This is a genomic window from Pandoraea anhela (assembly GCF_902459655.1).
Taxonomy (GTDB): Bacteria; Pseudomonadota; Gammaproteobacteria; order Burkholderiales; family Burkholderiaceae; genus Pandoraea; species Pandoraea anhela.
Genome location: NZ_CABPSB010000002.1, coordinates 377409 through 402522 on the forward strand (window position 1 = coordinate 377409; position 25114 = coordinate 402522).

Here is a 25114-nt window from a genome sequence, read left to right on the forward strand (position 1 = left end):
TGACTTACTCTGAAGCTGCCAATTCCGGCAGTATCGAAAGGAGTCACACCATGCGCAAACTGAAGATCGCCGCCGCGTCGGCCGTCGTTGCCGCCACCGCGATGTTCGGCCTCGCCCATGCCGCAGACACCCCTGCGCCGGCCACCGGACCGCACGCTGCCATGCACCATATGCGCGGCGACCACGGCCCCTGGGGGCTGGGGAACATCAGCAAACTGCACGATCAACTCAAGCTCAACGCCCAGCAGGAGCAAGCCTGGCAACAGGCGCTCGCGACCTCGCAGCGCAATCGTGACGCCATGCGCCAGAACGGCGAGCAATTCCGTCAGATGATCGCGCAGACGAAGGACCAGCAAGTGCTGGATCTGGCCGGCATGCGTGCCGCGCGCGAGAAGGTCTTCGATCAGAACCGCCAGCTCCGCAGCCAGACCGAAGATGCGTGGCTGAACGTGTATAACGGTTTGAACAACGATCAGAAGACGATCGTGAGCAATGCCATCAAGGCGCGCTGGGCCAAGATGAAGGCGTGGCACGACAAGGCGATGCAGCATCGTGGCCAGATGCACAAGGGCGCTCCGGCACCCGCACCGACACCGACCCCGGCGCCTGCCGGTCAGGCCCAATAAGCGCGAGGTGAGCGCCGCCGGGCGGAAGGGCCCGGCTGCCGTGCAACGCCCGTCCCGTTAGCCGGGGCCGGGCGTTTTTTCGTTCAGGTCTCGCTCCAGACGCGCAGCAGGTTGTGATAGCAGCCCACGAGCGTGCGGCGTGCGGTCTCGTCGGCGTCGGTCGAATTCAGTCGCTGGATCGCGTTGTCCATGTCGAAGAGCAACGTGCGCTGCGTGTCGTCACGCACGAGGCTCTGCACCCAGAAAAAGCACCCGACGCGTACGCCGCGCGTGATCGGATTGACCCGGTGCAGACTCGTCGCCGGATACACCACCATGTCACCCGCCGTCAGCTTCACCTGATGCGCGCCGTACTGGTCTTCGATCACAAGTTCACCGCCGTCGTACTCCTCGGGAGACGCGAGAAACAGCGTCGCCGAGATGTCCGTACGAATGCGCATGCCGCTGCCCGGTTGCAGACGGATCGCCCCGTCCACATGGTTGCCGAAGTGCATGCCTGCGCCGTAGCGGTTGAACATCGGCGCATAGACCTTGTTCGGCAACGCGGCGCTGATGAACAGCGGATTGCGCTCCAGCGCGCCGAGGATCACGTCGCCCAACTCCCGGGCCACGCTCGAGCGCTCGTCGATTTGCTGATTCTGCTTGACGGGCGCGCCCTGATAGCCCGCCGTCGCCAGTCCGTCGACCCAGGCGTCCCCGGCGTTGTCGAGTGTCGTGCGAACCCAGCGCACTTGTTCGGCGGTGAGCACGTTAGGTATACGGAGCAGCATCGGTGGATGTCCTTCGGGATCAGGGCGGCGACACAAACCGTGTCGGAAACAGTATCGACGGCAGTGTCGGCGCCGGTATCAGAAGCGGTAGGTGCCCGTAAGCAATGCCGTGCGTCCGATCCCCGGCGTGGCGCGACCGCCGTCCGACTGAATCAGCCCGTCCCAATATGTCTTGTTGAAGACGTTGAGCAGGTTGAAACGGATGTCGTACTTGGGCTGATGATACGCCACGGTTGCGTCCCAGCGCGTGTAGCCGCCCACACGAATCAGGTTCGTGTTGGCTGCGTAACGCATCGACATGTAGTTCATCCCGCCGCCCACTTCCCAATGCCCCAGCGTGTACGTCGACCACAGCGTGAGCGAGTGGCGCGGCGTGTTCGCGAGCACGTTGCCCTGCGTGCCGTCGTTCGCCTGCAAGACCTGCGAGTTCAGGAACATGTAGCCGCCCATCACCTGCCAGTTCGACGTGATGTGCCCCGTGGCGCTCACTTCCGCACCGCGAATGCGGACCTTGCCCTGGTTCGAATAGTCGCCCGACGTGCCGGTCTGCGTCCGTGCATTGTTCTTGGTCACCTGGAACAGGGCGGTGTTGATCGAGAGGTTGTCGTCGAACAGATTCCACTTGCTGCCGACTTCGAACGACTTGTTCGTCTCCGGCGCCAACGCCTGTGTGTTGTTCGTGACGGTCAACGCTTCGAGCGAAGGATTGAACGACGTGCCATACGAGAAGTAATACGACTGCGCCTCGGTCGGCTGATAAATCACGCCCGTGCGCACGCTCGTGTAGTTGACCGTCTGCGTGGCATATCCCGGCGAACTGACGGTGTTCGAGATCTGCGCCTTGTAGCGATCCCAGCGCAGCCCGCCCACGACCTTCCATTGCTTATTGAGTTCGAGCGTGTCGTTCGCATAGAACGCCACCGTCTCTGCCGAGCCTTTCGCGAAGTTGCCGGTGGAGGTCGTGACGTTCGGCAGATTCGAGTAGTACGCCGTACTGTTGGCGGGAATCCAGCCGAGGAAGCTCTGCGACTGGCCCGCGCCCGTGCGCAGATATGTCTGGTTCTCGTACGTGTCGCGCCCGAGTTCTGCCCCGGCGATCAGCGTGTGCTTGAACGGCCCGGTATCGAACTTTTTCACGACATCGGTCTGATTGAACAACGCCGTGTCGGTGATCTGACGGTCGTGACTTTGCAGTTGTACGAACAACTGGTCGAGCGAATACGACGGAATGCCTGCCGTGGGCGCGACCGGCAGCGCCGTGAAGCCGCCTCTGCCGTTGGAGATACCGACCGCGTGTGCCGATGTCTCGATGGCGTCGATGACGTACCGGCTGTATTGCGTCTGGTTCGTGATCGTCAGGCTGTCGTCGACCTTGTGCTTGACCTTGGCCGAGAAGCTCATCACGTCCTGCACCGTGCGATCGGTCGTCAGGCCGTAGAACTGGTTTTTCGAGACGGGCAGCGGATTGCCGTTGTAGCCGACGATGCCGTAGTCCGGCATGTCGCGGTTGTGTTCGATCAGCGCGGAAAGCGTGATTTCCGTGGGCGTGCCGATGCCGAGCTTGAGCGTCGGCGCGACACCCCAGTCCTTGTTGTACATCACGTCGCGCGTGGTGTGGATGTCCTGCGCGAAGCCGTTGATGCGGAAGGCCGCGGTATCCGAGAGCGGACGATTGAAGTCGAACGAGCCGCGATACCGGTCGTTCGTGCCGATGGTGCCGGAGACTTCGTTGAGCGGCTTGAGGTTGGCCTGCTTGCTCACCTGATTGATCACGCCGCCCGTCGAGCCGCGACCGAAGAGCATCGACGACGGGCCTTCGAGCACCTCGATGGCGTCGAGATAGAACGTGTCGCGATAATACTGGCCGCGATCGCGGAAGCCGTCGAGATAAATATCGGTACGTGCCGAGAAACCACGCAGGTTGATGTTGTTGCCGATCTGACCGCCTTCGGCCCCGCCGAGCGTGATCGCCGGCGAGTTGCGCAGCGCGTCGGAGAACGACGTGGCGCCCTGTGCCTGCATGACCGCTTTGTCGATGACCGTGACCGATTGCGGGATGTCGCGAATCGCCGTAGGCACCTTGCCGCCGACGCTCGACACGTCGCGCTGATATTCCTCACGAATCGATGCACCGGAGACATCCGTCTGCGGCAGCGCGGCGGCTGGCGTCGACGGTACGGCAGCCGCCGCGGTCGGCGCGGTCGTGGCGTTCGGAGCGGCGCTCTGCGCCATTGCGGGCGAGGCATAAGTGACGGCGATCGGCGCGGCGAACAGCGCCATCATTGCGAGAGCCAGCGGCTTGCGTTGCATCATGATGTTCAGGTGCGTCTTAACTAAGTGAGCGGAATATGCAGAAATGCACAGGAGACGATCCGGGGCGCGAATATAAATAAGAATGATTTGCATTACAAGATGCCGGTGTGGCGCTAAACCGATGAATTCTCAAGACTTTCTGTAATACGCCGTAATACTTAGGCACCAAAACAGGGCGGATTGTCGGTAAGGCAATGAAAGCATTCGAATTACTTTGCCGACATGGAATCGCTATTGACGGAATCGCGCGTCGTCATACAAGGGTTTACCCTAATAAAAGAGGCGTTGCGGCCGGGGAACTTCCGGCCGAATTGGCAACTTTCTGCACCTTATGTTGGTTTCGTCTGGCGATATTTGGCGCAGTGACCAGCGTCGGGAGGGTTGCGAGGGCGGCGTTGGACGGTGCGAGGGCAGTAAGGCGCGCAGCATATGGATATGCCGGCGATGACGCTAAGCAAAGTCGAATCGCTTATTGGCGTCACGACAGGACATCGCGATACAAGGCGGGATAGCGTCCGGGCGCCGTGCGCCCTTTCCTTGCCTTTCCTTGCCTTTCCTTGCCTCGCATGGCCCGTCGCTTTCGCTGACTTTTCGAACCCCTTCGGCCCTCGCCGCTTCTTCGCTTCGCTCATGACCCGCCAGCCCGACTCCATCTCGTCCGCTCAGCAGAGCGCCCCGGTCGATGCCGATCCCCAATATCCTGACCGTCGCCACTTCCTCCGGCACACCGGCGCCGCCATGCTCGCCGGCGGCGCGCTCAATCTGCTCGGCGTGGCGGGTGCATTGACACATAGCGGCGACGTCCGCGCGGCGGGTGCGCCGCTCACGCTGCGCATCGGATATCAGAAGTCGTCGACATTGATCGTGCTTGCCAAGGCGCGCGGCACACTCGCGCAAGCGCTCGCCCCGCACAACGTCACGCTCACGTGGCACGAGTTCACGAGTGGGCTGCCGTTGCTGGAAGCGCTCAACGTGGGCAGCATCGACTTCTCGGCAGACGTCGCCGACACGGTACCGGTGTTCGCGCAGGCCGCCGGTGCGCGCATCGCCTACGTCGCACGCGAGACACCGTCGCCGGACGCCGAGGCGATTCTGTTGCCGCAGAATTCACCCATCAAAACGCTCGCGGATCTCAAGGGCAAACGCATCGCCGTGACGAAGGGCGCCGGCGTGCACTATTTGCTCATCGCCGCGTTGCAAAGTGTCGGGCTGCGAATCAACGACGTGCAGCCCGCGTATCTCACGCCGGCCGACGGGCGCGCCGCCTTCGCAAGCGGTAACGTCGACGCCTGGGTGACGTGGGATCCGTTCGTGGCGAGCGTGGAGCGTCAGGACAAGGTGCGCACGCTCACCACGGCTCGGGGCCTCGCGGGCTACCAGCGCTACTACCTCGCCACGCCCGCCTTCGCACGCGATCACGACGCCGTGCTGCGTGAGGTCTATCGCGTGCTGCGCGAGACCGGTCAGTGGGTGCGCACCAACCCGCGCGACGCCGCCGCGCAGCTCGCGCCGGTATGGGGGCTGGACGCCGCCACCGTCGAAGCCGCCAACAAGCGACGCAGCTACGATGTGCAACCGGTCGTGCGCGACGCCATCGCCGAACAGCAACGCATCGCCGACGTCTTCACGCAAGCGGGGTTGCTGCCCAAACGCGTCGACGCGGCCGATGCAACGATCTGGCAGGCGCCCGCCTGACGTCGCAACCGCTTTCCCTGCGGGTCATCACGAATGTTTTTTAAAGGTATTGCCGACGGATTTCATACTCCTGTTTATACTTCCGTCTGTAATACCTGAAGCATTCGGCCGGAGCCCCCCCGGAACGGCCTTGGCGTCGCGCCAGCTTGGCCGCAGTCCGACCCCGATGGCAGCATCGACTGCCCGGCGTGCGCTTCGGACGCGTCGATCTGACGCGATGACATCATGAAATTCGCAGCACCGGCGAACGCCCACGAGGCTCGCCGGTGTTGCTTATTCGCCGTCCAGGGACAATGCAAGCCACCAGATCGCTCTACCTGCTCGGACCGATGCGGGTCGAACAAGGCAAACAGGCCTGCGCCGTGAAGTACACGAAAGCGCGCGGCCTGCTCGCCTATCTCGCCCTGCAGCCGGGCTATCACACGCGCGGCGCGCTGGCCGACCTGTTCTGGCCCGACGAAGACGGCCAGGGCGGCCGCGACAAACTCAAGCGCATGCTGTTCCACCTGCGCGACACCCTCGGCGACGAACTCTTCGAATCCGACCGTCAGGTCGTGCGACTGCGCCCCGAGACCGGTCTCTGGATCGACGCACACGTGTTCGCCAGCATGATCGAGCAGGCCAGCCGCACGCTCGATGCCGTCACCGGTCTCGATCTCGCCGCGCATCTGCAACATCTGGCCGATGCCGTGGCACTGTATCAAGGTCCGTTCCTCCACGGTCTGTCCGTGCGCGACACGCCCGATCTCGAACAATGGATCGAGTTGCAGCGCGACGAATATCAGCGCCGCCGTGTTTTCGGCGAGCGTTTGCTAGCCGACGGTTATGCACGGCTCGGCGACCTCGATCAGGCTCTCGCGCACGCGCGTCAGCTCGTGGCGCTCGCCCCGTTCGACGAAGCCGGCTGGCATTGCCTGATCGCCCTGCTGTTGCGCGCCGGACGCCGCGACGACGCCGAAACCGAGTACCGGCGGCTGTGCGACATCCTTCACGAAGAACTCGGCGAGTTGCCCGGCGAGGCGCTCACGCAATTGCTGGAGACGCCGCCCGCTCGCATCGAGCAACGCGCCACCGGTCCGGAGCGTCGTCAGCTCACGGTCGTCGCCGTCGAGTTCGCACCGACCGGCGTGGACGATCCGGATCAGCTCGTCGCGATGATGCGCCCGCCCCTCGTGCAGTGCGAGACGATCCTGCGCCAGTCGTGGGGCTACACGCTGCGCACGCCGACCGGCGGTCTGCTGGGCTACTTCGGGTATCCGACCGCCCTGGAAGGCGCGGGCCGCCACGCCGTCGAGGCGGCCATGCGCTGCGTGCAGGCGAGCACCGTACGGGTGGGCATCGGTGTAGGCGTTCACACCGGACTCGTCATCAGTTCCGCGGCAGACGACAGTCCCGACACCGGCGGACGTGTTTCGCGCTCCGCCACGCAACTCGCCGACATGGCGCTGCCCGGCGAGGTCGTGATCTGCGATGCGACGCAGCGCCTGATCGGCGTTGCCATCGCGACCACAGCGCACGGCAGCGTGCGCGAGCGTCACGGCAATCGCGAGATCCCGGTGTTTCGCGTCAACCCCGATCCCACGCCGGAGCGCCGTTCGCGCCGTCGTGCGGCCATGCTCTTCGGACGCGACGCCGCCCTCGCCGAACTCGCCGCCGCGCATGCGGCGATGCGCGACGCCAGCACCGGTCACGGCGTGCTCGCCCTCGTGATCGGCGAGGCCGGCATCGGCAAGACGGCGCTGGTGCGTCACTTCGTCGAGGCGCGCGGACTGCGCTCCATCGATCTTGCCTGCGCGCAGGACGGCGCCGGCACGCCGTTTCACCCGATCGCGCGCTGGCTGCGTTCGCAATCGATGGCGGAGGCCGCGCAGCTTCCGCAACCCGCCCGGCTCGCCCATCGTCGCCTGCACGCGCTGTTCGATATGCACGCCGACGGCAATATGCCGCATGCCTGGAAGCAGGCCGTCCTCAACGAAGCGCCGACATTGCTCGCGTCGCTGTTGCCGGACGGCGGCGTCATCGTGCTCGACGACGCCCACTGGGCCGATCCGTCCACGCAGGAATTGCTTGCGGTGATGGCGGAGAACGCGCCCGGCGGACGCCTTCTGATCGTGGGTGCGCGCCCCGAATTCGAATTGCCGTGGCGTCACACCGTAGGGATGCGGCGCATCGATCTCGCTCCGCTCGACGCGGGCGCTGCGGCGTCCATCGTGCGGGCGGCCACGCCGCGCGTCGCGCTGCCGGCGGCCATGCGCGAGCGCATCGTGCATCTGGCGGAAGGCGTGCCGCTGTTCCTTCAGGAGTTAGCGCGCGCCACCGCCGCGCAGCAAGGCGCTCGCAATGTGGTATCGGCCATGCCGATGCCCGCGAGTCTTCAGGAACTGATGATGGCGCGCATCGACGCGGCGGGCAGTGCCAAGCCGGTCGCGCACTTCGCGTCGTGTCTCGGCCACGAATTCCATGCCGAGCTGCTCGCCGCCGCAAGCGGCCGTTCGATGGCGCTGGTGGAGCGGGCGCTCGATACGCTCGTCGCTTGCGCCCTCGTACAACGTCAGGACCTCGGCCGCTACGTCTTCCGTCACGCGTTGCTGCACAAAGCCGCTTACGACGCCCAACCGCAAGAGCGCCGACAGGACGCGCATCGCCGCATCGCGCTGGCGATGCGCGATCACGAATCGCTACAGACCGAACCCGAAGTGCTCGCATGGCACTTCCGCCAGGCAGACGAACCGGACGCCGCCATCGAGCACTATCGCCTCGCAGGCCAGTACGCGACCGGGCGTCAGGCGTTCCGCGAAGCATGCGCGCATTATCAGAGCGCGCTCGACGTGCTGCGCCAGACCGGCACCAGCGCCCAGACCGCGCCGCGCGAGTTGCAACTGCGCATGGCGATGGGCGTGCCGCTCGTCTCGCTGCACGGCTACGGGTCGGAACCCGCGCGTCACAACTTCGAGACGGCGCTGGCGCTCGCGCAGCCGATGGGTGACGACATCACCCTCTTCCCGGTCTATTGGGGACTGTGGCTCGGCTCCAGCTCGTGGAGTGACTTCGAGCGCAGCATCGATCTCGCGCGCAAGCTCATCCTCATTGCGGAACAGGCAGGCTCGTCGCCTCTGCTCGCGCATGCGTATTACGCGCTGGGCAACAGCCTGTGCTGTCACGGCGACTTCGGCGGCGCCATCGCGGCGCTCGAGCGCGGCCTCGCCCACTATCGTCCCGAACGGGCGGACACGGGCCTGGGCGAAGACGCCCGCATCACCGGCCTGTCGTTCCTGTCCTGGGCGTACTGGTTCACGGGACGCCACGACGCTTCGCTCGCCGCCAGCGAAGAAGCACTCGCGATGGGACGCCAGCAAGGCCGCCGCTACTCCTTCGCCTTCGCCCTGGTGTTCGCAGCGATGTTGCGGCGCCTGCGTCGCGAAGTCGCGCCGGCCGAGGCGCTGGCGAGCGAGGCCACCGAAGTCGCTTCGGAGACCGGCGTGGCGCTGTGGGCGCTCGCGGGGCAGACGATTCGCGGCTGGGCGCTCGCCTCGCGCGGCGACGTGAACGGGCTCGAGCGCATCACCGACAGCGTCGGTCGTCTGAGCGAAATCATGGGCGGGGTCGAAGGCATGTTCTTCGGCCTGCTCGTCGAAGCCTGCGCGGGCACGGGCGACATTGCCCTGGGGCTGCACGCGGCGGAGCGCGGCGCGCATTTGTCTGCGCGTCGCAACGACGGTCACTGGCAGGCCGAGTTTCTGCGCCAGAAGGGAGACTTCCTGCGCGCAGGCCATCATCCCGACGACGCCGTGCGTCCATGGCTCGAACACGCCTTGCAGGTCGCGCGTGCGCAGGCGTCGCCGATGCTCACGCTGCGCGCCGCGCACAGCCTGTTGCGTCTGGGCGGCGGCAACACACCGGACAGCCTGAGCGACGCCGAATGCATGTCGCTACTGCGCGACGCCCTCGACGCCCTGCAAGGCGGCGAAACGCTCGCAGACGTTCAGGAAGCGCGCGCCACGCTGGCCGAGGTGGCCGCCCGCAACACCCGTACGGCGCGCTACGGCAGCTAGACGCAACGCATGCAGGCTTGCCGTAAGCCCGGCAGGTCCTGCGACCCGCGCATGGGCAAAACCGTCTCAGGACGCGTGAATAGCCGCTATCAGGCACTTCGTATGTCCGCATGGAGGCCGGCCGCTATATTGAGGCGACCGGCACCCCCAGGCCGACACACCGAACCCACCATGCCCATCGCTCCACGGCGTGCGCAGAACGCACACCTCACCACCGCCCTCACCACCGCGCTCACGGTCGCTCCCACCGCCGACGATGCGCCGTTCACCCGCGGCGGCCCGGCCACGTCGTCGGCACCGCTACCGCTCACGTCGCGCGAGGTCGTCGTGTCCGGTGCCGTCAAACGCCGGCATTCCTTCGACCTTTGCGCCCTCATGCGTTTGCCGACGCAACTGACCGGACCGCTGGACGTCGTCTGCCTGTCCGGACGCAAGGTGCGAGGCGCAAGCGATTACAAGGGCGTGCGGCTCACGGCGCTGCTCGACGTCGTGCAGTGGCGACTGCCGCAGGCGCGCGATTTCACGCGCGCGTATGTGTTGGCGCAGGGGGCGGACGGCTACACCGTCATGTTCTCGTGGCACGAGTTGTACAACACCCCGATCGGCGTCGGTGCGCTGATCGTCTACGAGCGCGACGCACAGCCGCTGAGCGACGAAGAGGGAGGCATCGGCCTAATTTCGACATGGGATCTGAGGGTGGCGCTGCGTCAGGTGCGTGCACTCAAGCGGCTTACCGTCCATCTGGCGGAACCGCCCGCGCGCTGACGCCATCCGCGACTGCCGTGCGCCGCCTACACTGGCGGCATTTTTCACACGGTAGCGCGACTCATGACGGCACCTTCTCAAAAGCCCCTCGCGACAAGCACAACCGCCATCGGCCACTGGCGCATGCCGCCGGAGTGGCACCCCCATGCGGCCTGCTGGATGGCATGGCCGGGCAACACCGTGATCGACGGAACCCGACGCACGAACGTGCTCATGGAACTGGCTCACGTGGCACACGCCGTCGCCCGGTTCGAGCCGCTTCACGTCGCCGTCGATCCCGGCTACGTCGACGAGGCGCGCAGCGCCCTGCCCGCCAACGCCACGCTGCACCCCATGCCGGTCGACGATCACTGGATGCGCGACACCGCGCCGACATTTCTGCTCGACGACGCGCTCACGTCGCACGCGCTGTGCTGGAACTTCAACGGATGGGGGAAGCCCGCGCTTCAGGCCATCGGCGCCGATGCGAGAGTCGCCGAACGTGTCGCACGGGCGATCGGCGCCAACAGGCCCATGGGTCATTCGAAGGCCCCCATCGTGGCCGAAGGCGGATCGTTGCTCGTCGACGGCGCAGGCACGCTGATCGTGACGGAGACGTCGATCCTCAACGAGAACCGGAATCCGGGACTCACCCGTCGTGAAGCGGAAGCGGTCTTCCATCATTGGCTCGGCGTGACGCACGTGGTCTGGCTGCCGGGATCGGCGCTCGATACGATCACCGACGGGCATGTCGACGGCATCGCCTGCGTCGTGCGGCCCGGCGTATTGCTCGCCACGGGCGCGGACGGCGATCACGCGTGGGCGCGCGAAGCGCGCGAGAATCTGCGCGCCCTGCTGCTCGCACGCGACGCCAGAGGGCGGCACTTCGACATCGGCCTGCTACGTGCGCCCGACTTCGACGCCCTGCCCGCCGACCTCGCCAACGATGCCGACTTCGCGCCCGAGTACGTGAACTTCTATTTGCCGAACGGCGGTGTGGTGATGGCGTCGTTCGGCGACGCGGTAGCCGACGCGCACGCGCGCGATATCGTGCAGCAGGCGTTTGCCGATCGACGCGTCGTGCAGTTGCCGCTGCGCGCGATTGCGCGACGCGGCGGCGGCATTCACTGCTGCACGCAGCAACAGCCCGCGGCCGTGTTGCCCTGAGTCACTGGACGGGGGCGTCGATGAGAGTCTGAGAGACGGGATCAGTCCGGCGCGACACGTCGTTTGCGAGGCGCGACAGACCGTTTTGCCCCACCGGCCTCACCAGCGGGCGGCGTTGCCTTCGCCTTGACGGGCGCCTTCGCTGCGACCTTCGATGCAACCTTCGCGGCGACCTTCGCGGCGACCTTCTTACGCGGACCCGGCGCAGCATTCGCACCGAGTTGCGAGCGCACGCGCTGCTGCATGTCGGCGATATCCGAATCGAGAATCAGCCGGCCGCGCAATTTCCCGTTCATGCGCTTGATGTAGGTGCGCGCCTCTTTCATGTGAAAGTGCATGAGCTCGCGCACGCGTTCGGCGTCGCCCGCACGCGCGGCGTCGGTGATCTGGCGATGAATGTTGACGTTGGCCGTGCCGAACTTCTCGTGTTCGCGACGCGGTGTCTCATTGCCGAACACGATCAGTTGACGAATCATCTCGTTGACGAGTTCGCAAGTGAAGCGCAGAAAGCTGTTGGGATTGGCTGCCGCCAGAATGTCGTGAAAGTCGACGTCGGCCTGCCGCTGGCGCAGCAGTTCGCGACGATCGTGCGACGCCGGTGTGCAACACGACATGTTGTTCTCGAGCGCAGCGAAGTCCGCCTCGGTCAGATGCGGCACCGCACCGGCGGCGAGTTCCGGCTCCAGCAACTGACGCACCGTATAGATGTCGTCGATGCTGACTTCCTTGAAGAAAAGATAGTTCTGCATGAGCTGGAACGTGCGCTCAAGCGGCACCTCCACGACCATGCCACCACCGGACGGCCCGGTGCTCACCTTGATGAGCCCCTGCACTTCGAGCGACTTGAGCGCTTCGCGAATCGTGCTCTTGGACACGCCGAACATCTGCTGCAACTCGACTTCGCGCGGCAGCCGATCGCCGGGCAACAGGTTGCCTTCCGTGATCAGGCGTTTGATGGCTTCGGCAACCAGATCGCCACGCTTTTGTTGTTTGATTTCCAACGGCTCTCGCACCGTTTGCGCATCCAATGCCATGTGGCGCCTCAGAAGTCGGTTCGGACGTGTATCGCGCGAAGTGCGTCGAAGTGCGCGTAAACCCGCGTAATACAACGATGTCACAACGATTTCACAACGAAGTGCGGGACGAGCCCGCTCGGAATTTTTTCCGATTGACACGAAAAAGCATTATACCTACGATCAAATCCATCCTATTTATCATAATAAATATGACGGATAGGAATAAGGCCCCGGACGTTGCAAGTCGCTGCTGTAAGGTCACTGCCTCGGATCGCTTCTTCAGGTCAATGACCGCTCATCGTGTGACGCGTGGACGTTTGCACCCCATGAACGATTGCTCCCCTGCATGGAGATCCAATTGAATCGTCGTGAACTGTTGAAGCTCGCCGCCGCGGCGTCTCTGCCTGGCTCCCTATTCACCGCTCGCGACGCGTTCGCGCAAGGCTCCGGGGCTATTCAGCTGGCCTGTCCGGTGCCCATGTCGGGGCCGTTCGCCGCCAACGGCAAGTTCGCCGATCTCGGCATGAAACTCATCGTCGAGCAGTATGGCAAGGTACTCGGCCGCCCGCTCGCCTACACCACGCTCGACACCGAAGGCAAGCCGGCCACGGCGATTCGCCGCGTGCAGGAAATCGCGCAGCAAAAGGGGGCACGCTTCTTCGCCGGCGGCATTCTGTCGTCCGAGGCGCTTGCGATGGGCAAGGAAGCGGAGAAGGCCGGCGGCATCTTCATCACCACGGCCGGCGCCGACGAAATCACGGGCAAGGACTGCAATCCGGCCACGTTCCGCTGGTCCGTGCCGACCTTCGGCGCGATCGAGCAGACGGTGCGTCCGCTGATCGAATCGATGCCTAAAGCCAAACGCTGGTACACCATCACGCCGCAATACGTATTCGGCGAAGGGCTGCTCACCGCCGCGAAGAACATCTTCAAGGAAAAGGGCATCGAGCACGTGGGCAACAGCTATCACTCGCTCACGGAAAAGGAATTCTCGGGCTATCTCACGAACGCCGCCGCCGCGAAACCGGACGTGCTGCTGATCCTGAACTTCGGCTCGCAATCGTCCGACACGCTGCGTCAGGCGGTGAGCTTCGGCATGAAGAAGAATTGCACGATCCTGATGGCGTGGGCCTCGGGTCTGGAGCAATTCGAGACACTCGGCGCCGACCTGTGCGACGGCGTGTACTTCGGCGCGCAGTACTGGCACGCGGTGGCTTCGCCGCTGAACCTCGATCTGGTCAAGCGCACGCAGGACCGCTTCAAGCAGAACCCGAACTACAGCCTCGCCGGCTCCTACATCTGCACCAAGCTCATGCTCGACGGTATGGTCAAGGCGGGCAGCGCGGATCCGAAGGCGGTCATCGCGGCGATGGAAGGCATGAAATACGACGGCCTGACCGGACCGGAAGAGATTCGCAAGGGCGATCACCAGGTGCTCAAGAACTACTATCTGCTCAAGGGCAAGGCGAAGGCGAAGATGAAGAATGCCGACGACTACGCCGATATCGTGAGCGCCGGAAAGTCGTTCCTGCCACTCGACAAGACCGAGTGCAAGATGGCCTGACGGCGCGCCAATACCGTCGTCGTCACCGGTCCTGCGTCATCACAGCCCACACACGGGGTCATACACGGGGCAGTAAGCGGGGCAGCGGGTCATGACGCGGCGCAACGCTCACCCGTGCGCGCCGCAGATCGCCCGGCGACGGTATCCGAAGTCTGCCGCCTGGGGGGACCCGTATCGTGGTCCCCGCAGGTGTCGTCCGTGCCGCTCGGCGACCGCCGGGCGGCGCAAGGTGTTCCACGTCTGCACCCAAGCTCTCCGGCACGCGCATGAACGTCTATTTGCTGCAAATCATCAACGGCGTAGGGATCGGGATGTTGTACTTCCTGCTCGCCGTCGGCTTATCGATCATCTTCGGCCTGCTGCGCTTCGTGAACTTCGCGCACGGCGCCTTCTATCTTCTCGGCGCGTACTTCTGCTATCAGGCGTTGCAATGGGGCATGTCTTTCTGGCTTGCGCTCATCGTGTGCCCGATCGTCGTCGGCGCGCTCGCATGGATCGCGGAAAAAACCCTGCTCTCGCACATTTACGAGAAGGCGCACGAGTTCCACATCCTCGTGACGGTCGGTCTCGCTCTCGTCGTGCAGGAACTCGTCATCATCGTCTGGGGACCACTGGGCGATAACGTCGCGGTGCCGGAAGCGCTCGACGGCGTGGTGATGTGGGGCAGCTTCATCTATCCGAAATACCGGCTCTTTCTCATCGGCTTTACGGCGGTCTTCGCCGCCGTGCTGTGGTGGCTGCTCGAAGGCACGCGGCTTGGCAGTGCGGTGCGCGCCGGCAGCGAATCGTCGGAGATGGTGTCGTTGCTCGGCATCAACGTGTTCCGTGTGTTCAGTTTCGCGTTCGCACTGGGCGCGGGCACGGCAGCGCTTGCCGGCGTGCTGGCGGCGCCTGTGCGCGGCGTCGAACCGTTCATGGGCATCGAAGCACTGGGCATTGCGTTCGTCGTCGTGGTCATCGGCGGCATGGGCAGCTTCGCCGGGGCGCTCGTGGGCGGTCTCGTGATCGGCATCGTGCAGAGTCTGATGAGCACGATCTGGCCGGAAGGCGCACGACTGATGATTTACGTGGCGATGGCGGCGGTGCTCCTCATGCGTCCGCACGGCCTGCTCGGGAGGGGATGATGCTGGTACGTTACCGTTTTTGGCTGCTCGCCGCCGCCGTCACACTGATGCTGCCGGCCACACTCTCGTCGGGCACGCTCGCCACCGAAGTGCTGATCTATGCGCTCGCGGCGCTCGGTTGCAATCTGCTGCTCGGCTACACCGGTCTGCTGTCGTTCGGGCAGGGGATCTTCTTCGGTCTGGGCAGCTACACGCTCGGCATTCTGCTCACACGCGGGTCGCTGCCCATGCCGGCCGCCATCGTCGCGTCGATCGTGCTCGGCGCGGCCATCGCGGCCATCGTCGGCAGCTTTGCGATCCGGCAGAAAGGCACCTACTTCGTGATGCTCACGCTCGCCTGCGCGCAGATGTTCTACTTTCTCGCGTACACGGCCACCGACTGGACCGGCGGCGACAACGGTCTGCTCGACATTCCGCGCAAGTCGCTGGCCATCGGCGGCAAGACACTGATCCCGCTGGACACGCCCTGGCAGTACTACACCTTCGTGGCGGTCATCTTCCTGATCGTCTTCGCGTGGTTGCTGCGCGTGGCGGACTCGGTGTTCGGACGCACGCTGCTCGCCATTCGCGACAACGAAACGCGCGCGGCGGCCATCGGCTATCACGTCAAGACGTTCAAGCTCGTCGCGTTCGCCATCTCCGGCGCGGTCACGGCGCTTGCCGGCGCCCTGCACGCCTTGATGACGGGCATCGCGCCGCTGTCGAACATCGAGTACCACACGAGCGAGATGATCCTCGTGATGACGGTGATCGGCGGCACGGGCAATCTTTTCGCATCGGTCCTGGGGGCGGCGTTCTATGTGCTCGCCGCCGACTGGCTCTCGACGCTCTGGCCGCGCTGGCTGCTGTTGCTCGGGCTGCTGCTCATCGCGGTGAGTCTGTTCATGCATCGCGGGCTATGGGGGGTGGGCGAATCGCTGTGGCAGCGCGTTAGCGGCAAACCCCGTGCGGCCGACGGCAAACCGGATACACAGCGTTCACAGCGTACGCAAGGAGACCCGACATGAGCGACGCGCTTATCGAAGCCTCGGGCATCGTCAAACGTTACGGCAAGTTCACGGCGCTGCACGGGGTGGACCTGCGTGTCGCGCCACGCACGGTGCATTCCGTCATCGGTCCGAACGGGGCGGGCAAGACAACGCTGTTTCACATGCTCACGGGCACCGTGCCGGTCTCGGGTGGACGCATCGTGTTCGACGGCCACGACGTCACTACCGAAGCGGACCATCGCCGCGTGCAGCGTGGCATCGCCCGTTCGTTTCAGGTGACGGCGCTGTTCCAGAACCTGTCGGTACGGGAGAACCTGCGGCTGGCAGCGCTCGGCGTCACGCCACGCCACGCCCTCTCGTGCTGGCGCAAGGCGGACGGCCCGCGTGCGTGCGCTGCCGTCGTCGACGACGTGCTCACACGACTCGCGCTCACGCGTCACGCCGAGACTGCCGCCGGCTCGCTCTCGCATGGCCAGCAGCGTCGCCTCGAAGTCGGCATGGCGCTCGCGGCACGTCCCAAGGCAATCTTTCTGGACGAACCCACGTCCGGCATGGGTATCGACGATCTCGACGACATGAAGCAACTCATCCGGGGTCTGCGCGACGACCACACCGTCGTGCTGATCGAGCACAACATGAATATCGTGATGGACATCTCCGACACGATCACCGTCATGCAACAGGGTCGCGTGCTCGTCGAAGGCAAACCGGACGCCATTCGCGCCGACGACCGCGTGCGCGCCGCTTATCTCGGCAACATGATCACCGGAGGCCGCGCATGATCCTCGACGTTGCGGGCATTCACAGCTATTACGGCAAGAGTCATATCCTGCAAGGGGTGTCGCTCGATATCGGCGACGGCGAACTCGTCACGTTGCTGGGCCGTAACGGCGCGGGCAAGTCCACCACGCTCAAGACCATTGCGGGCGTGGTCGCCCCCAGGGCGGGCAGCATCACGTTCATGGGCAAGCCGGTGGCCGGGCAGCCCGCACACCGCATTGCGGCACGCGGCGTGTGCTTCGTGCCGGAGCATCGCGGCATCTTCAAGCTCCTCACGGTCGAGGAGAACCTGAAGCTCGGCGCGCGACGCGATTCGCCGTGGCAACTGGCCGACATCTACCGCATCTTTCCGCGCTTGCAGGAGCGGCGCAAGAACGGCGGGGCGCAACTGTCCGGCGGCGAACAGCAAATGCTCGCCATCGGGCGCGCGCTGATGAACCACCCGCGCCTGCTCATGCTCGACGAACCGGTCGAAGGGCTGGCGCCGGTGATCGTCGAAGAGATCGTGGCGCAGTTGAAGCTCATCAAACAGGCGGGTGTGGCGATCCTGCTCGTCGAACAGAATCTGGAAGTCTGCACGCAGCTTGCCGACCGGCATTACATCGTCGAGCAGGGCGTGATCGTGTACGGCGCGGACAACGCTGCGTTTCTCGCCGACGAGGTCGTCAAGGACCGTTATCTCGGCGTGGGCGTGGCGTAGGGCGTAAGCGACGTAAGGCGCAACTCTCAAGGATCAGTAGAACATGGAACGTCTCGACCAACCGGCTGCCGCAGTGCGCATCGACGGTGCGCGCCTCTGGGGCAGCCTAATGCAACTCGCGCGGATCGGCGCAACGCAAAAAGGCGGCGTGTGCCGTCTGGCGCTGACGGATCTCGACCGGCAGGGCCGCGACCTGTTCGTCGCGTGGGCGAAGGAGATCGGCTGCACGGTGCGCATCGACGCCATCGGCAACATCTTCGCGCGCCGCGCGGGGCGCAACGATACGCTGCCGCCCGTGATGACCGGCAGCCACATCGACACGCAGCCGACCGGCGGCAAGTTCGACGGCAACTACGGCGTACTCGCCGGGCTGGAGGTGTTGCGCACGCTCAACGACAACCACATCGTGACGCAGGCTCCGCTCGAAGTCGCGGTCTGGACCAACGAGGAGGGCTCGCGCTTCGTGCCGGTGATGATGGGCTCCGGGGTCTACGCGGGGGCTTTCTCGCTCGACCACGCGCTCGCCCAGAAGGACCATGACGGTGTGAGCGTCGCCGAAGCGCTCCGCAGCATCGGGTACGCGGGGTCGGCGTCTGCCGTGGGCCAGCCCGGGGCAGTCGGCGCGTACTTCGAAGCGCACATCGAACAAGGCCCGGTGCTGGAAGCGCACGACAAGACGATCGGCGTGGTGCAGGGCGCCCTCGGCCAGCGCTGGTACGACGTGACCCTCACCGGCATGGAAGCGCACGCCGGCCCCACGCCGATGGAATTGCGTCGTGACGCGCTGCTCGCCGCAGCCCGGTTGATTCAGGCCGTCAATCGCATCGCATGCGCGCATGCGCCGCACGCGCGCGGCACGGTCGGCTGGGTCGACAACTATCCGAACTCGCGCAACGTCATTCCGGGGCGCGTGAAGCTTTCCGTCGATCTTCGCGCGGCAGATGACGCCACGCTCGACGCCCTGAATACCGAGCTGCACGCCGAGTGCGCGGCCCTGCGTACGCAAGGCATCGACGTGGCCATCGAACAGGTCGTGTATTTCCCGCCGCAACCGTTCGCGCCGGAACTGGTCGACGCGATACGCACCGGCGCGCAGACGCTGGGCTATTCGTCGATGGATGCGATCAGCGGCGCGGGACACGATGCGGTGTATCTCGCGCGTGTCGCACCGACGGCGATGATCTTCGTGCCGTGCAAGGACGGCATCAGCCACAACGAAATCGAAGACGCCGATCCGGCGCATCTCGAAGCCGGATGCAACGTGCTGCTGCAAGCGATGCTGCAACGCGCGGGAGGTGCCGCATGAAGGTGATGATTGCGCGCATGAACCACGAGACGAACACGTTCTCGCCGGTGCCCACGCCGCTCGACGCCTTCGGCAATCACGGGCCGACGTACGACGCCGACGCCTATCGCGACAACAAGGGCATGCGCACGGCGATGGCCGCGTTCATCGATCTGGCCGAGGCGGCGGGCGCACAGATGGTCACGCCGGTATCGGCGGGCGCGAACCCCAGCGGGCCCGTGGCGGCGAGCGCCTATGACGAACTGTGTCGTCGCATCGTGGCCGCTGCGAGTGGCGTCGACGCGATCCTGCTCGACCTGCACGGCGCGATGGTCGCCGAGAACAGCGACGACGGGGAGGGCGATCTGCTCGAACGTGTGCGCGCCGCCGCGCCCGACACGCCGATTGCCGTGGCGCTCGACCTGCATGCGAACGTTACGCGCAAGATTGTGCGCAACGCCGACATCGTGGTCGGCTTCAAGACGTATCCGCACGTCGATATGTATGAGACGGGCGAGCATGCCGGGCGTCTGCTGTTCGAGATGCTGGCGGGCAAACGTCGCCCGACGGTCGTGTGGCAGCAACCGCCGTTGATGGTGCATTCACTGCGCAGCACGAGCCACGGCGGTGCGATGAAGCGCGCGCTGGACGCCGCGCGAAAGGCCGAAGCCGAGGAGGGTGTGGCAGCGGTGTCGGTGTTCTCCGGCTTCTCGCTCGCGGACATTCCGGCGCCGTGCATCAGCGTCGTGGTGACGGCGGAAGACGGTGCGGAGGGTGTCGCGCGTGCGCAAGCCGTGGCGGATCGTATCGCTGCGCAGGCGTGGGAAGAGCGCGACGGTTTCGTTTATCGCAGTGCGCCGCTGGCCGCGTCGATTGCCGAGGCGAAGCAATTGGCCGAGGGTGCCGACAAGCCGGTGCTGCTGCTCGACCACAGCGACAACTGCATGTCGGGCGGCACGTGCGACACGATGGACGTGCTGGAGGCCGCGCTGGCGGGCGGACTGACGGGCATCGGCGTCGGCCCGCTGTGCGACCCGGAAGCCGTGGCGACGTTGATCGCCGCGGGCGAGGGCGCAGAGGTCACGCTGGCGGTGGGCAACAAGCGTGCGCTCACGCAACTGGGTATTACCAAGACGCCGCCGGTGCTGACAGGCATCGTGCGTAAGATCAGTGACGGCGAGTATGTCGTGACGGGGCCGACGTACACGGGTCAGCGTTGCTACATGGGACGCACCGTGCTGTTCGACATCGGCCCGGCGCGCATCGTCGTGACTGAGCGCACGCATGAGCCATGGGATCACGGCGTGTTCACGTGCGTGGGGCTCGATCCCCGCAGCGAGCGCTTCCTGCTGCTCAAATCGCGCATGTACTGCCGCCCGGTCTTCGTGCCGATCTCGGCGGGGCTGGTCGAGTGCGACAGCGACGGCGTGACGAGTTCGAACTATGCGCTGTTCCCGTTCTCACGCGTGAACCGTCCGGTATATCCGTTGGATAGCGAGGTCAGGTTCGGCGGGTAAGCGGTGACGAGCGAACGGGGCGACGGCAGGGTCGCCCGCCGTTCGTTGTTCGTTGTTCGTTGTTCGTAGAGCATTCAGTCCCGGGCGTCGTTAGCCGTTCACGAATCGCCGTGTCACCCTGTCAACGTTGTCAGGTGATGCGCTCGACGTTGCGTCCTAAGCTACCACAACCGTCCTAAGTGCATGCCGTCGTTCCGCAAGCACTCACAGGACGTTGTTCATTGGAGCGACCGATGCAGCGCGCCTTCAGAGTCTTTCCTTATCTCCTGGCCGTATGGCTGCTCGTTCATGCGTTCGCCGCGTGGGCGTTGAGCGGTTCGGATGTCGCATACCTCGTCAATCAGCGTTATCAAAAGACACCCGCGAAGTGCTTCGTCAACAGCGCCGTACAGGAATGCTCCGGTGTGCTCATGCGCGTGCCGCCGACTGTCGACGGCGATCTGTTCGCGCTCACGCCTGCCGAAACGGCTTCGGGATCAGCGCGCGTCGATTACGTACGACGCGATATCGAGACCTCACGTCTAGGCTACTCCGCCGGCTTCATCCTCGAAGATCGACCGACGGCAGCCGGAAACGGACGGCCGTACGACTTGCTCTGCGGATGTCCGCCGCCGGGGTCCGTCGGTGGACCGCCGTGCAACGACTGCCCGGGTCAGCCCAACACCGTCGGCATCATTCCGTGGAATCCGGCAACGCCCGGTAACGTCGCCGCGCAAGCCATCTTCTATGACGTGGGCAATGGCGGGCAGCTATCCACGGCGTTGGCGTATCAACGTACCTACTTCAACCGCACGCGCCAATGGCTGCCGATTCTGCGCGTCGTTTTCGGGCCGCAAGGCGCTACCGTATTCGGTTACGACGAACGCGATCAACTCGACTACGGATACACGACCGTCTCGAACCTCAATGCACGTTATGCGGATACGCGCAGAGTCTGTCCGGACGGGCGCTCGGCATATTTTTGTAGTGGCGTGATCATTCGCGTTACGGGTTGGGGGCAGACATTCAAGTCATGGAATCCCAGCCCGGGATCGGTCGCCGCGCAGGGCGTCCCGTTCTCATACGTCCGGGCCGATGCACGTGTCGATAGGTTGTACTGGCACGCGAACGACGCGGGCATCATCATGAACGAGTTCGCGGTCCCGGTGCAGCGGCCGATGGTAATGCGATGCATCTATGCGCAAGACGCGGGCACATCTGTGCCGGATCGATGCGCACGGCTTCAATCATGCGTCGCTGCCGGCGTGAACAGCGTGGCGACATTCAGAGCACGCGGGCTTTGCCGCTTCGGCGTCGATCCCGAAGCCTTTCAGCTAAGTATCGACGTCAGACCCTACCTGTCGCCCAACTATCCCTATCCGTGGAACGAGGCCATCCTCGCTTTGTGGCCGCAGGACGTTCCGCTTCAGATCGGTATCGAGGCCTTCTTCTTCATCGACAACGATATGGGTGGCGCACAGTTCGTGCAGCGCGACTACATGACGACGACCGGGCGGTTCATGCCAATCGTAAGAGTCAACTTGACGGCTGGGGTCGGTAACGTATTTCAATACGACCCGGCATGGCAATCGTTTGCGCTGGCGGGCCCGCGCGCCTTGTCGCCGGTGCCGATGGATCCCACGGACATTCCGCAATAATTCCGCAATAAGGGAGCGTCACAACGCTGAGAGTGTGCGCGAGCAATCCGCAATCGCGGGGGCGGGGGCACTAGTGTTGGGGGGGCGGGTGCGCGTGGCTGCCTCACTGAGCAACGCCAACCTCACCGCACGCCATCCCCCTGTCAACGTTGTCAGGTGATGCGAAAGGGCGTGCATCCTAAGCTACCGGAACTGTCCTGCATCCGACGCCGACGTGCGCGTCGGCGGGACGTCGTTCGAAGGAGCGACCGATGCGACACGTTCTCCTGGATCTTTTCCGATTCGTTCGCCCGCTGCTCGCGGGCTGGCTCGTCGCTCATTCGCTCGGCGCATGGGCGTTGAGCGGTGCAGACGTCGCCTACCTCGTCAATCAGCGTTACCGCAATACCCCGGCAAAATGCTTCGTCAACAGCCCCGCACAGGAGTGCTCGGGCGTGCTCATGCGGGTGCCGCCCACCGCCGGTGGCGACCTTTTCGCGCTGAGTGCCGCGGAGACGGCAGCCGGCACCGCGCGCTTCGATTATGTGCGCAGCGATATCGAGACCACTCGTCTGGCGAACTCCGTCGGCTTCATTCTCGCCGACCGGCCAACGGCGGCCGGCGCCGGACAGGCCTACGATCTGAGGTGCGGCTGCCCGCCGCCGGGGGCGTCCGGCGGGCCGCCCTGCGTCGAGTGCCCGGGTCAGCCCAACAGCGCCGGTGTCAGCCTGTGGAATCCGGCAACGCCGGACCGGCTGGCGGTGCAAGCCATCTTCTATGACGTCGGCAATGGCGGACAATTGGCGACCGCCCTGGAGTATCAGCGGCAGTTCTACAACAAAACGCGCCAATGGCTGCCGATCCTTCAGGTGCTGTTCCGACCCAACGGCGGAACGTCGTTCGGATACGACGATCAGGATCAGCTCGACATCGGCTACGCGACGCTCGCGAGCCTCAATGCACGCTACGCCGACACACGGCGGGTGTGCGCCGACGGGCGCAGCGCCTACTACTGCAACGGCGTGCTGGTCCGTGTGACGGGATGGGGCGCGGGGTTCAAGTCGTGGAATCCCAGCCCGGGATCGGTCTCCGCGCAAGGGGTCTCGTTTTCATTCCTGAGGGCAGACGCGGGCGTCAACACGCTTTACTGGAAGGGCAACGACGCGGGCATCGTCATGCGCGAACTGGCCGCACCGGCACGATACCCGCTTCGCATGCGCTGCATCTACGCGCAGGATGCCGGCACGAGCACGCCCGATCGCTGCCACAAGACCTATCCGGTGCTGTGTAACGCGATGAACATCACCACGCCCGCCGCGTTTCGCGCCCATTACCGGGCGTATTCGATGTGCGCGTTCGACGTCGATCCGGTCTCGTTCCAGTTGAGCATCGATTCACGCCCGGGTCTGCCAATGAACCTCGGACACATGTGGAACGAAGCGATCATCGCGATCTGGCCGCAGAACGTTCCACTGGGCATCGGCATCGAGGCGTTTTTCTTTATGGCGAACGACGCGAGCGGCGGGCAATTCGTGCAGCGCGATTACATGGCGACGACCGGCCGCTTCATGCCGCTGATCAAGATCGACTTCAACGCCGCCAGCGGGAGGATCTTCTCCTACGACCCCGCGCTTCAATCGTTTGCGCTCTCCGGCCCGCGCACGTTACCTCCTGTGCCGATGGATCCGGCCGACATTCCGGAGTAGCAATGCAACGCGCCCCTTTCATCACGCTTCGATGCATTCGCCTGCTGCTCGCGGGATGGATCGTCGTTCATTCATTCACCGCATGGGCGTTGAGCGGCGCCGACATCGCTTACGTCGTCAATCAACCCTACCAGAAGACGCCCGCGAAGTGCTTCGTCAACAGCCCCGTGCAGGACTGCTCGGGGGTGCTGATGCGCGTTCCCCCATCGATCGGCGGTGATCTCTTTGCGCTGAGCCCAACGGAGACAGCGAACGGTACCGCGCGTCTCGATTACGTGAGACGCGATATCGACCCCCCCCGGCTTGCGCTCCCCGTCGGCTTCATCCTCGCGGACAGACCGACAGCGCTCGGTACCGGGCAGCCCTACGACCTGAAGTGCGGATGTCCGCCGCCAGGCGCGTCGGGCGGGCCGCCTTGCGTCGAGTGTCCGGGGCAGCCCAACAGCGTCGGCGTCAGCCTGTGGAATCCCGCGGCCCCCGACAAGCTCGCCGTGCAAGCCATCTTCTACGACATCGGCAATGGCGGCCAACTGTCGACTGCGCTGGAGTATCAGCGGCAGTACTACAACAAGACGAGGCAGTGGCTGCCGATCCTTCAGGTGCTGTTCAGGCCCAACGGGGGAACGTCGTTCGGCTACGACGAACGCGATCAACTGGATTACGGCTACACCACCGCTGCGATTCTCAACGCGCGCTATGCAGACACCCGGCGAGTGTGTCCCGATGGTCGCTCCGCTTACTACTGCAACGGCGTCATCGTTCGAACCACGGGCTGGGGAACCACGTTCAAGGCGTGGAACCCTAGCCCCGGATCGGTGGCAGCGCAAGGTGTCTCATTCTCTTATCTCCGTGCCGATGCGGGCGTCAATGTTCTGTATTGGAAAGGTAATGACTCCGGGATAGTCATGAGCGAGTTCGCAGCCCCCGTGCAGCACCCGATGGTCATGCGCTGCATTTACTCACAGGATGCAAGCACCGGCATACCCGACCGATGCTCGCGTTACGTCCGATGCAAGGATGTCGGGGTGAACAGCGTGGCAACGTTCAATGCTTACCGAATGACTCGCGGCTACTGCGTGTGGAATGTCGATCCCGAGTCGTTCCAACTCAGTCTCGAAGTCCGTCCGTATCTCTCGGCGGGTTACCCATGGCCATGGAATGAAGCGATTCTCGCTCCGTGGCCCCAAAACGCACCACTGGAAATCGGCATCGACGCGTTTTTCTACATGAACGGCAGCTTAAGTGGACCGCAGTATGTCCAGCGAGATTACATGACCACGACGGGCCGCTTCATGCCCATTGTCGAAATCAATCTGTCGGCAAACAACGGCGGTGTTGTCTTCCGTTACGATCCCGCACTTCAATCGTTCGCCTTGTCCGGCCCGCGCGCTTTACCCCCGGTACCGATGGATCCCGCTGACATTCCTCAATAGTCGATCTCCCCCCTGGA

18 protein-coding genes are annotated in these 25114 nt (G+C 64.6%); 15 read left to right on the plus strand and 3 right to left on the minus strand.

Translation table 11 applies throughout. The features are described 5' to 3' along the window. Positions 1-50: 50 nt before the first annotated feature. Complete coding sequence (locus PAN31108_RS04805; protein ID WP_150667723.1) at positions 51-626, plus strand: Spy/CpxP family protein refolding chaperone; 576 nt, start codon at positions 51-53, stop codon at positions 624-626. An 83-nt stretch (positions 627-709) separates the two neighbouring features. Here PAN31108_RS04805 and PAN31108_RS04810 read toward each other — a convergent pair whose 3' ends face one another. Continuing rightward, on the minus strand, positions 710-1396 hold the full coding sequence (locus tag PAN31108_RS04810; RefSeq protein ID WP_150667724.1) for a Fe2+-dependent dioxygenase: 687 nt from the start codon (positions 1394-1396) through the stop codon (positions 710-712). Positions 1397-1474: 78 nt separating this feature from the next. Then, a complete protein-coding gene (locus PAN31108_RS04815) occupies positions 1475-3709 on the minus strand; it encodes a TonB-dependent receptor (RefSeq protein ID WP_150667725.1) in 2235 nt (744 codons plus the stop codon). 738 nt (positions 3710-4447) lie between these two features. On the opposite strand from PAN31108_RS04815, the gene PAN31108_RS04820 reads away from it, so the two are divergent. From PAN31108_RS04820 to PAN31108_RS04835, 4 genes are all read left to right on the plus strand, one after another. Next, complete coding sequence (locus PAN31108_RS04820) at positions 4448-5404, plus strand: aliphatic sulfonate ABC transporter substrate-binding protein (protein WP_150667874.1); 957 nt, start codon at positions 4448-4450, stop codon at positions 5402-5404. A gap of 293 nt (positions 5405-5697) precedes the next feature. After that, entirely contained in the window at positions 5698-9456 is a 3759-nt protein-coding gene (locus tag PAN31108_RS04825) for an AfsR/SARP family transcriptional regulator (protein WP_150667726.1), read from the plus strand. A 171-nt stretch (positions 9457-9627) separates the two neighbouring features. Then, positions 9628-10221 (plus strand): molybdopterin-dependent oxidoreductase, encoded by a 594-nt coding sequence (locus PAN31108_RS04830; RefSeq protein ID WP_150667727.1) that lies wholly within the window; start codon positions 9628-9630, stop codon positions 10219-10221. A gap of 63 nt (positions 10222-10284) precedes the next feature. Beyond that, complete coding sequence (locus PAN31108_RS04835) at positions 10285-11367, plus strand: agmatine deiminase family protein (RefSeq protein WP_150667728.1); 1083 nt, start codon at positions 10285-10287, stop codon at positions 11365-11367. Positions 11368-11408: 41 nt separating this feature from the next. Here PAN31108_RS04835 and PAN31108_RS04840 read toward each other — a convergent pair whose 3' ends face one another. Further along, a complete protein-coding gene (locus PAN31108_RS04840; RefSeq protein ID WP_246183777.1) occupies positions 11409-12401 on the minus strand; it encodes a FadR/GntR family transcriptional regulator in 993 nt (330 codons plus the stop codon). Between the two features lie 340 nt (positions 12402-12741). Between PAN31108_RS04840 and PAN31108_RS04845 the strand changes: the two genes are divergently transcribed. The 10 genes from PAN31108_RS04845 (at position 12742) to PAN31108_RS04890 (ending at position 25097) form a co-directional block, all read left to right on the plus strand. Continuing rightward, on the plus strand, positions 12742-13947 hold the full coding sequence (locus PAN31108_RS04845; protein WP_150667729.1) for an ABC transporter substrate-binding protein: 1206 nt from the start codon (positions 12742-12744) through the stop codon (positions 13945-13947). Between the two features lie 266 nt (positions 13948-14213). Further along, positions 14214-15071 (plus strand): branched-chain amino acid ABC transporter permease, encoded by an 858-nt coding sequence (locus PAN31108_RS04850; RefSeq protein WP_150667730.1) that lies wholly within the window; start codon positions 14214-14216, stop codon positions 15069-15071. Then, complete coding sequence (locus tag PAN31108_RS04855) at positions 15071-16078, plus strand: branched-chain amino acid ABC transporter permease (RefSeq protein ID WP_246183795.1); 1008 nt, start codon at positions 15071-15073, stop codon at positions 16076-16078. Before PAN31108_RS04850 ends, PAN31108_RS04855 begins: the two co-directional genes overlap by 1 nt. After that, positions 16075-16842 carry an ABC transporter ATP-binding protein gene (locus PAN31108_RS04860; RefSeq protein WP_150667731.1) on the plus strand — a complete coding sequence of 256 codons (768 nt, stop codon included), beginning with the start codon at positions 16075-16077 and terminating at the stop codon, positions 16840-16842. Before PAN31108_RS04855 ends, PAN31108_RS04860 begins: the two co-directional genes overlap by 4 nt. Continuing rightward, positions 16839-17540, plus strand: a complete 702-nt coding sequence (locus tag PAN31108_RS04865; protein ID WP_150667732.1) for an ABC transporter ATP-binding protein — start codon at positions 16839-16841, stop codon at positions 17538-17540. Before PAN31108_RS04860 ends, PAN31108_RS04865 begins: the two co-directional genes overlap by 4 nt. A gap of 43 nt (positions 17541-17583) precedes the next feature. Further along, the gene (locus PAN31108_RS04870) at positions 17584-18846 is read left to right on the plus strand and encodes a Zn-dependent hydrolase (RefSeq protein WP_150667733.1); all 1263 of its coding nucleotides are present in this window, start codon (positions 17584-17586) and stop codon (positions 18844-18846) included. Continuing rightward, positions 18843-20342 carry a M81 family metallopeptidase gene (locus PAN31108_RS04875; RefSeq protein WP_150667734.1) on the plus strand — a complete coding sequence of 500 codons (1500 nt, stop codon included), beginning with the start codon at positions 18843-18845 and terminating at the stop codon, positions 20340-20342. Before PAN31108_RS04870 ends, PAN31108_RS04875 begins: the two co-directional genes overlap by 4 nt. A gap of 233 nt (positions 20343-20575) precedes the next feature. Continuing rightward, positions 20576-21979 (plus strand): hypothetical protein, encoded by a 1404-nt coding sequence (locus PAN31108_RS04880; RefSeq protein ID WP_150667735.1) that lies wholly within the window; start codon positions 20576-20578, stop codon positions 21977-21979. A 251-nt stretch (positions 21980-22230) separates the two neighbouring features. Further along, positions 22231-23664: a hypothetical protein gene (locus PAN31108_RS04885; RefSeq protein ID WP_150667736.1), complete on the plus strand. Its 1434-nt coding sequence runs from the start codon at positions 22231-22233 to the stop codon at positions 23662-23664. A 2-nt stretch (positions 23665-23666) separates the two neighbouring features. Beyond that, the gene (locus PAN31108_RS04890; RefSeq protein ID WP_150667737.1) at positions 23667-25097 is read left to right on the plus strand and encodes a hypothetical protein; all 1431 of its coding nucleotides are present in this window, start codon (positions 23667-23669) and stop codon (positions 25095-25097) included. Positions 25098-25114 lie beyond the last annotated feature (17 nt).

Excerpts from the sequence above, each read along its gene's own strand:
- PAN31108_RS04860 (WP_150667731.1), top strand. The coding sequence starts at position 16,075 with ATGAGCGACGCGCTTATCGAAGCCTCGGGCATCGTCAAACGTTACGGC.
- PAN31108_RS04830 (WP_150667727.1), top strand. The coding sequence starts at position 9,628 with ATGCCCATCGCTCCACGGCGTGCGCAGAACGCACACCTCACCACCGCC.
- PAN31108_RS04870 (WP_150667733.1), top strand. The coding sequence starts at position 17,584 with ATGGAACGTCTCGACCAACCGGCTGCCGCAGTGCGCATCGACGGTGCG.
- PAN31108_RS04825 (WP_150667726.1), top strand. The coding sequence starts at position 5,698 with ATGCAAGCCACCAGATCGCTCTACCTGCTCGGACCGATGCGGGTCGAA.
- PAN31108_RS04815 (WP_150667725.1), bottom strand. The coding sequence starts at position 3,709 with ATGATGCAACGCAAGCCGCTGGCTCTCGCAATGATGGCGCTGTTCGCC.
- PAN31108_RS04890 (WP_150667737.1), top strand. The coding sequence starts at position 23,667 with ATGCAACGCGCCCCTTTCATCACGCTTCGATGCATTCGCCTGCTGCTC.
- PAN31108_RS04855 (WP_246183795.1), top strand. The coding sequence starts at position 15,071 with ATGCTGGTACGTTACCGTTTTTGGCTGCTCGCCGCCGCCGTCACACTG.
- PAN31108_RS04850 (WP_150667730.1), top strand. The coding sequence starts at position 14,214 with ATGAACGTCTATTTGCTGCAAATCATCAACGGCGTAGGGATCGGGATG.
- PAN31108_RS04835 (WP_150667728.1), top strand. The coding sequence starts at position 10,285 with ATGACGGCACCTTCTCAAAAGCCCCTCGCGACAAGCACAACCGCCATC.
- PAN31108_RS04875 (WP_150667734.1), top strand. The coding sequence starts at position 18,843 with ATGAAGGTGATGATTGCGCGCATGAACCACGAGACGAACACGTTCTCG.
- PAN31108_RS04820 (WP_150667874.1), top strand. The coding sequence starts at position 4,448 with ATGCTCGCCGGCGGCGCGCTCAATCTGCTCGGCGTGGCGGGTGCATTG.
- PAN31108_RS04810 (WP_150667724.1), bottom strand. The coding sequence starts at position 1,396 with ATGCTGCTCCGTATACCTAACGTGCTCACCGCCGAACAAGTGCGCTGG.
- PAN31108_RS04885 (WP_150667736.1), top strand. The coding sequence starts at position 22,231 with ATGCGACACGTTCTCCTGGATCTTTTCCGATTCGTTCGCCCGCTGCTC.
- PAN31108_RS04840 (WP_246183777.1), bottom strand. The coding sequence starts at position 12,401 with ATGGCATTGGATGCGCAAACGGTGCGAGAGCCGTTGGAAATCAAACAA.
- PAN31108_RS04865 (WP_150667732.1), top strand. The coding sequence starts at position 16,839 with ATGATCCTCGACGTTGCGGGCATTCACAGCTATTACGGCAAGAGTCAT.
- PAN31108_RS04880 (WP_150667735.1), top strand. The coding sequence starts at position 20,576 with ATGCAGCGCGCCTTCAGAGTCTTTCCTTATCTCCTGGCCGTATGGCTG.
- PAN31108_RS04805 (WP_150667723.1), top strand. The coding sequence starts at position 51 with ATGCGCAAACTGAAGATCGCCGCCGCGTCGGCCGTCGTTGCCGCCACC.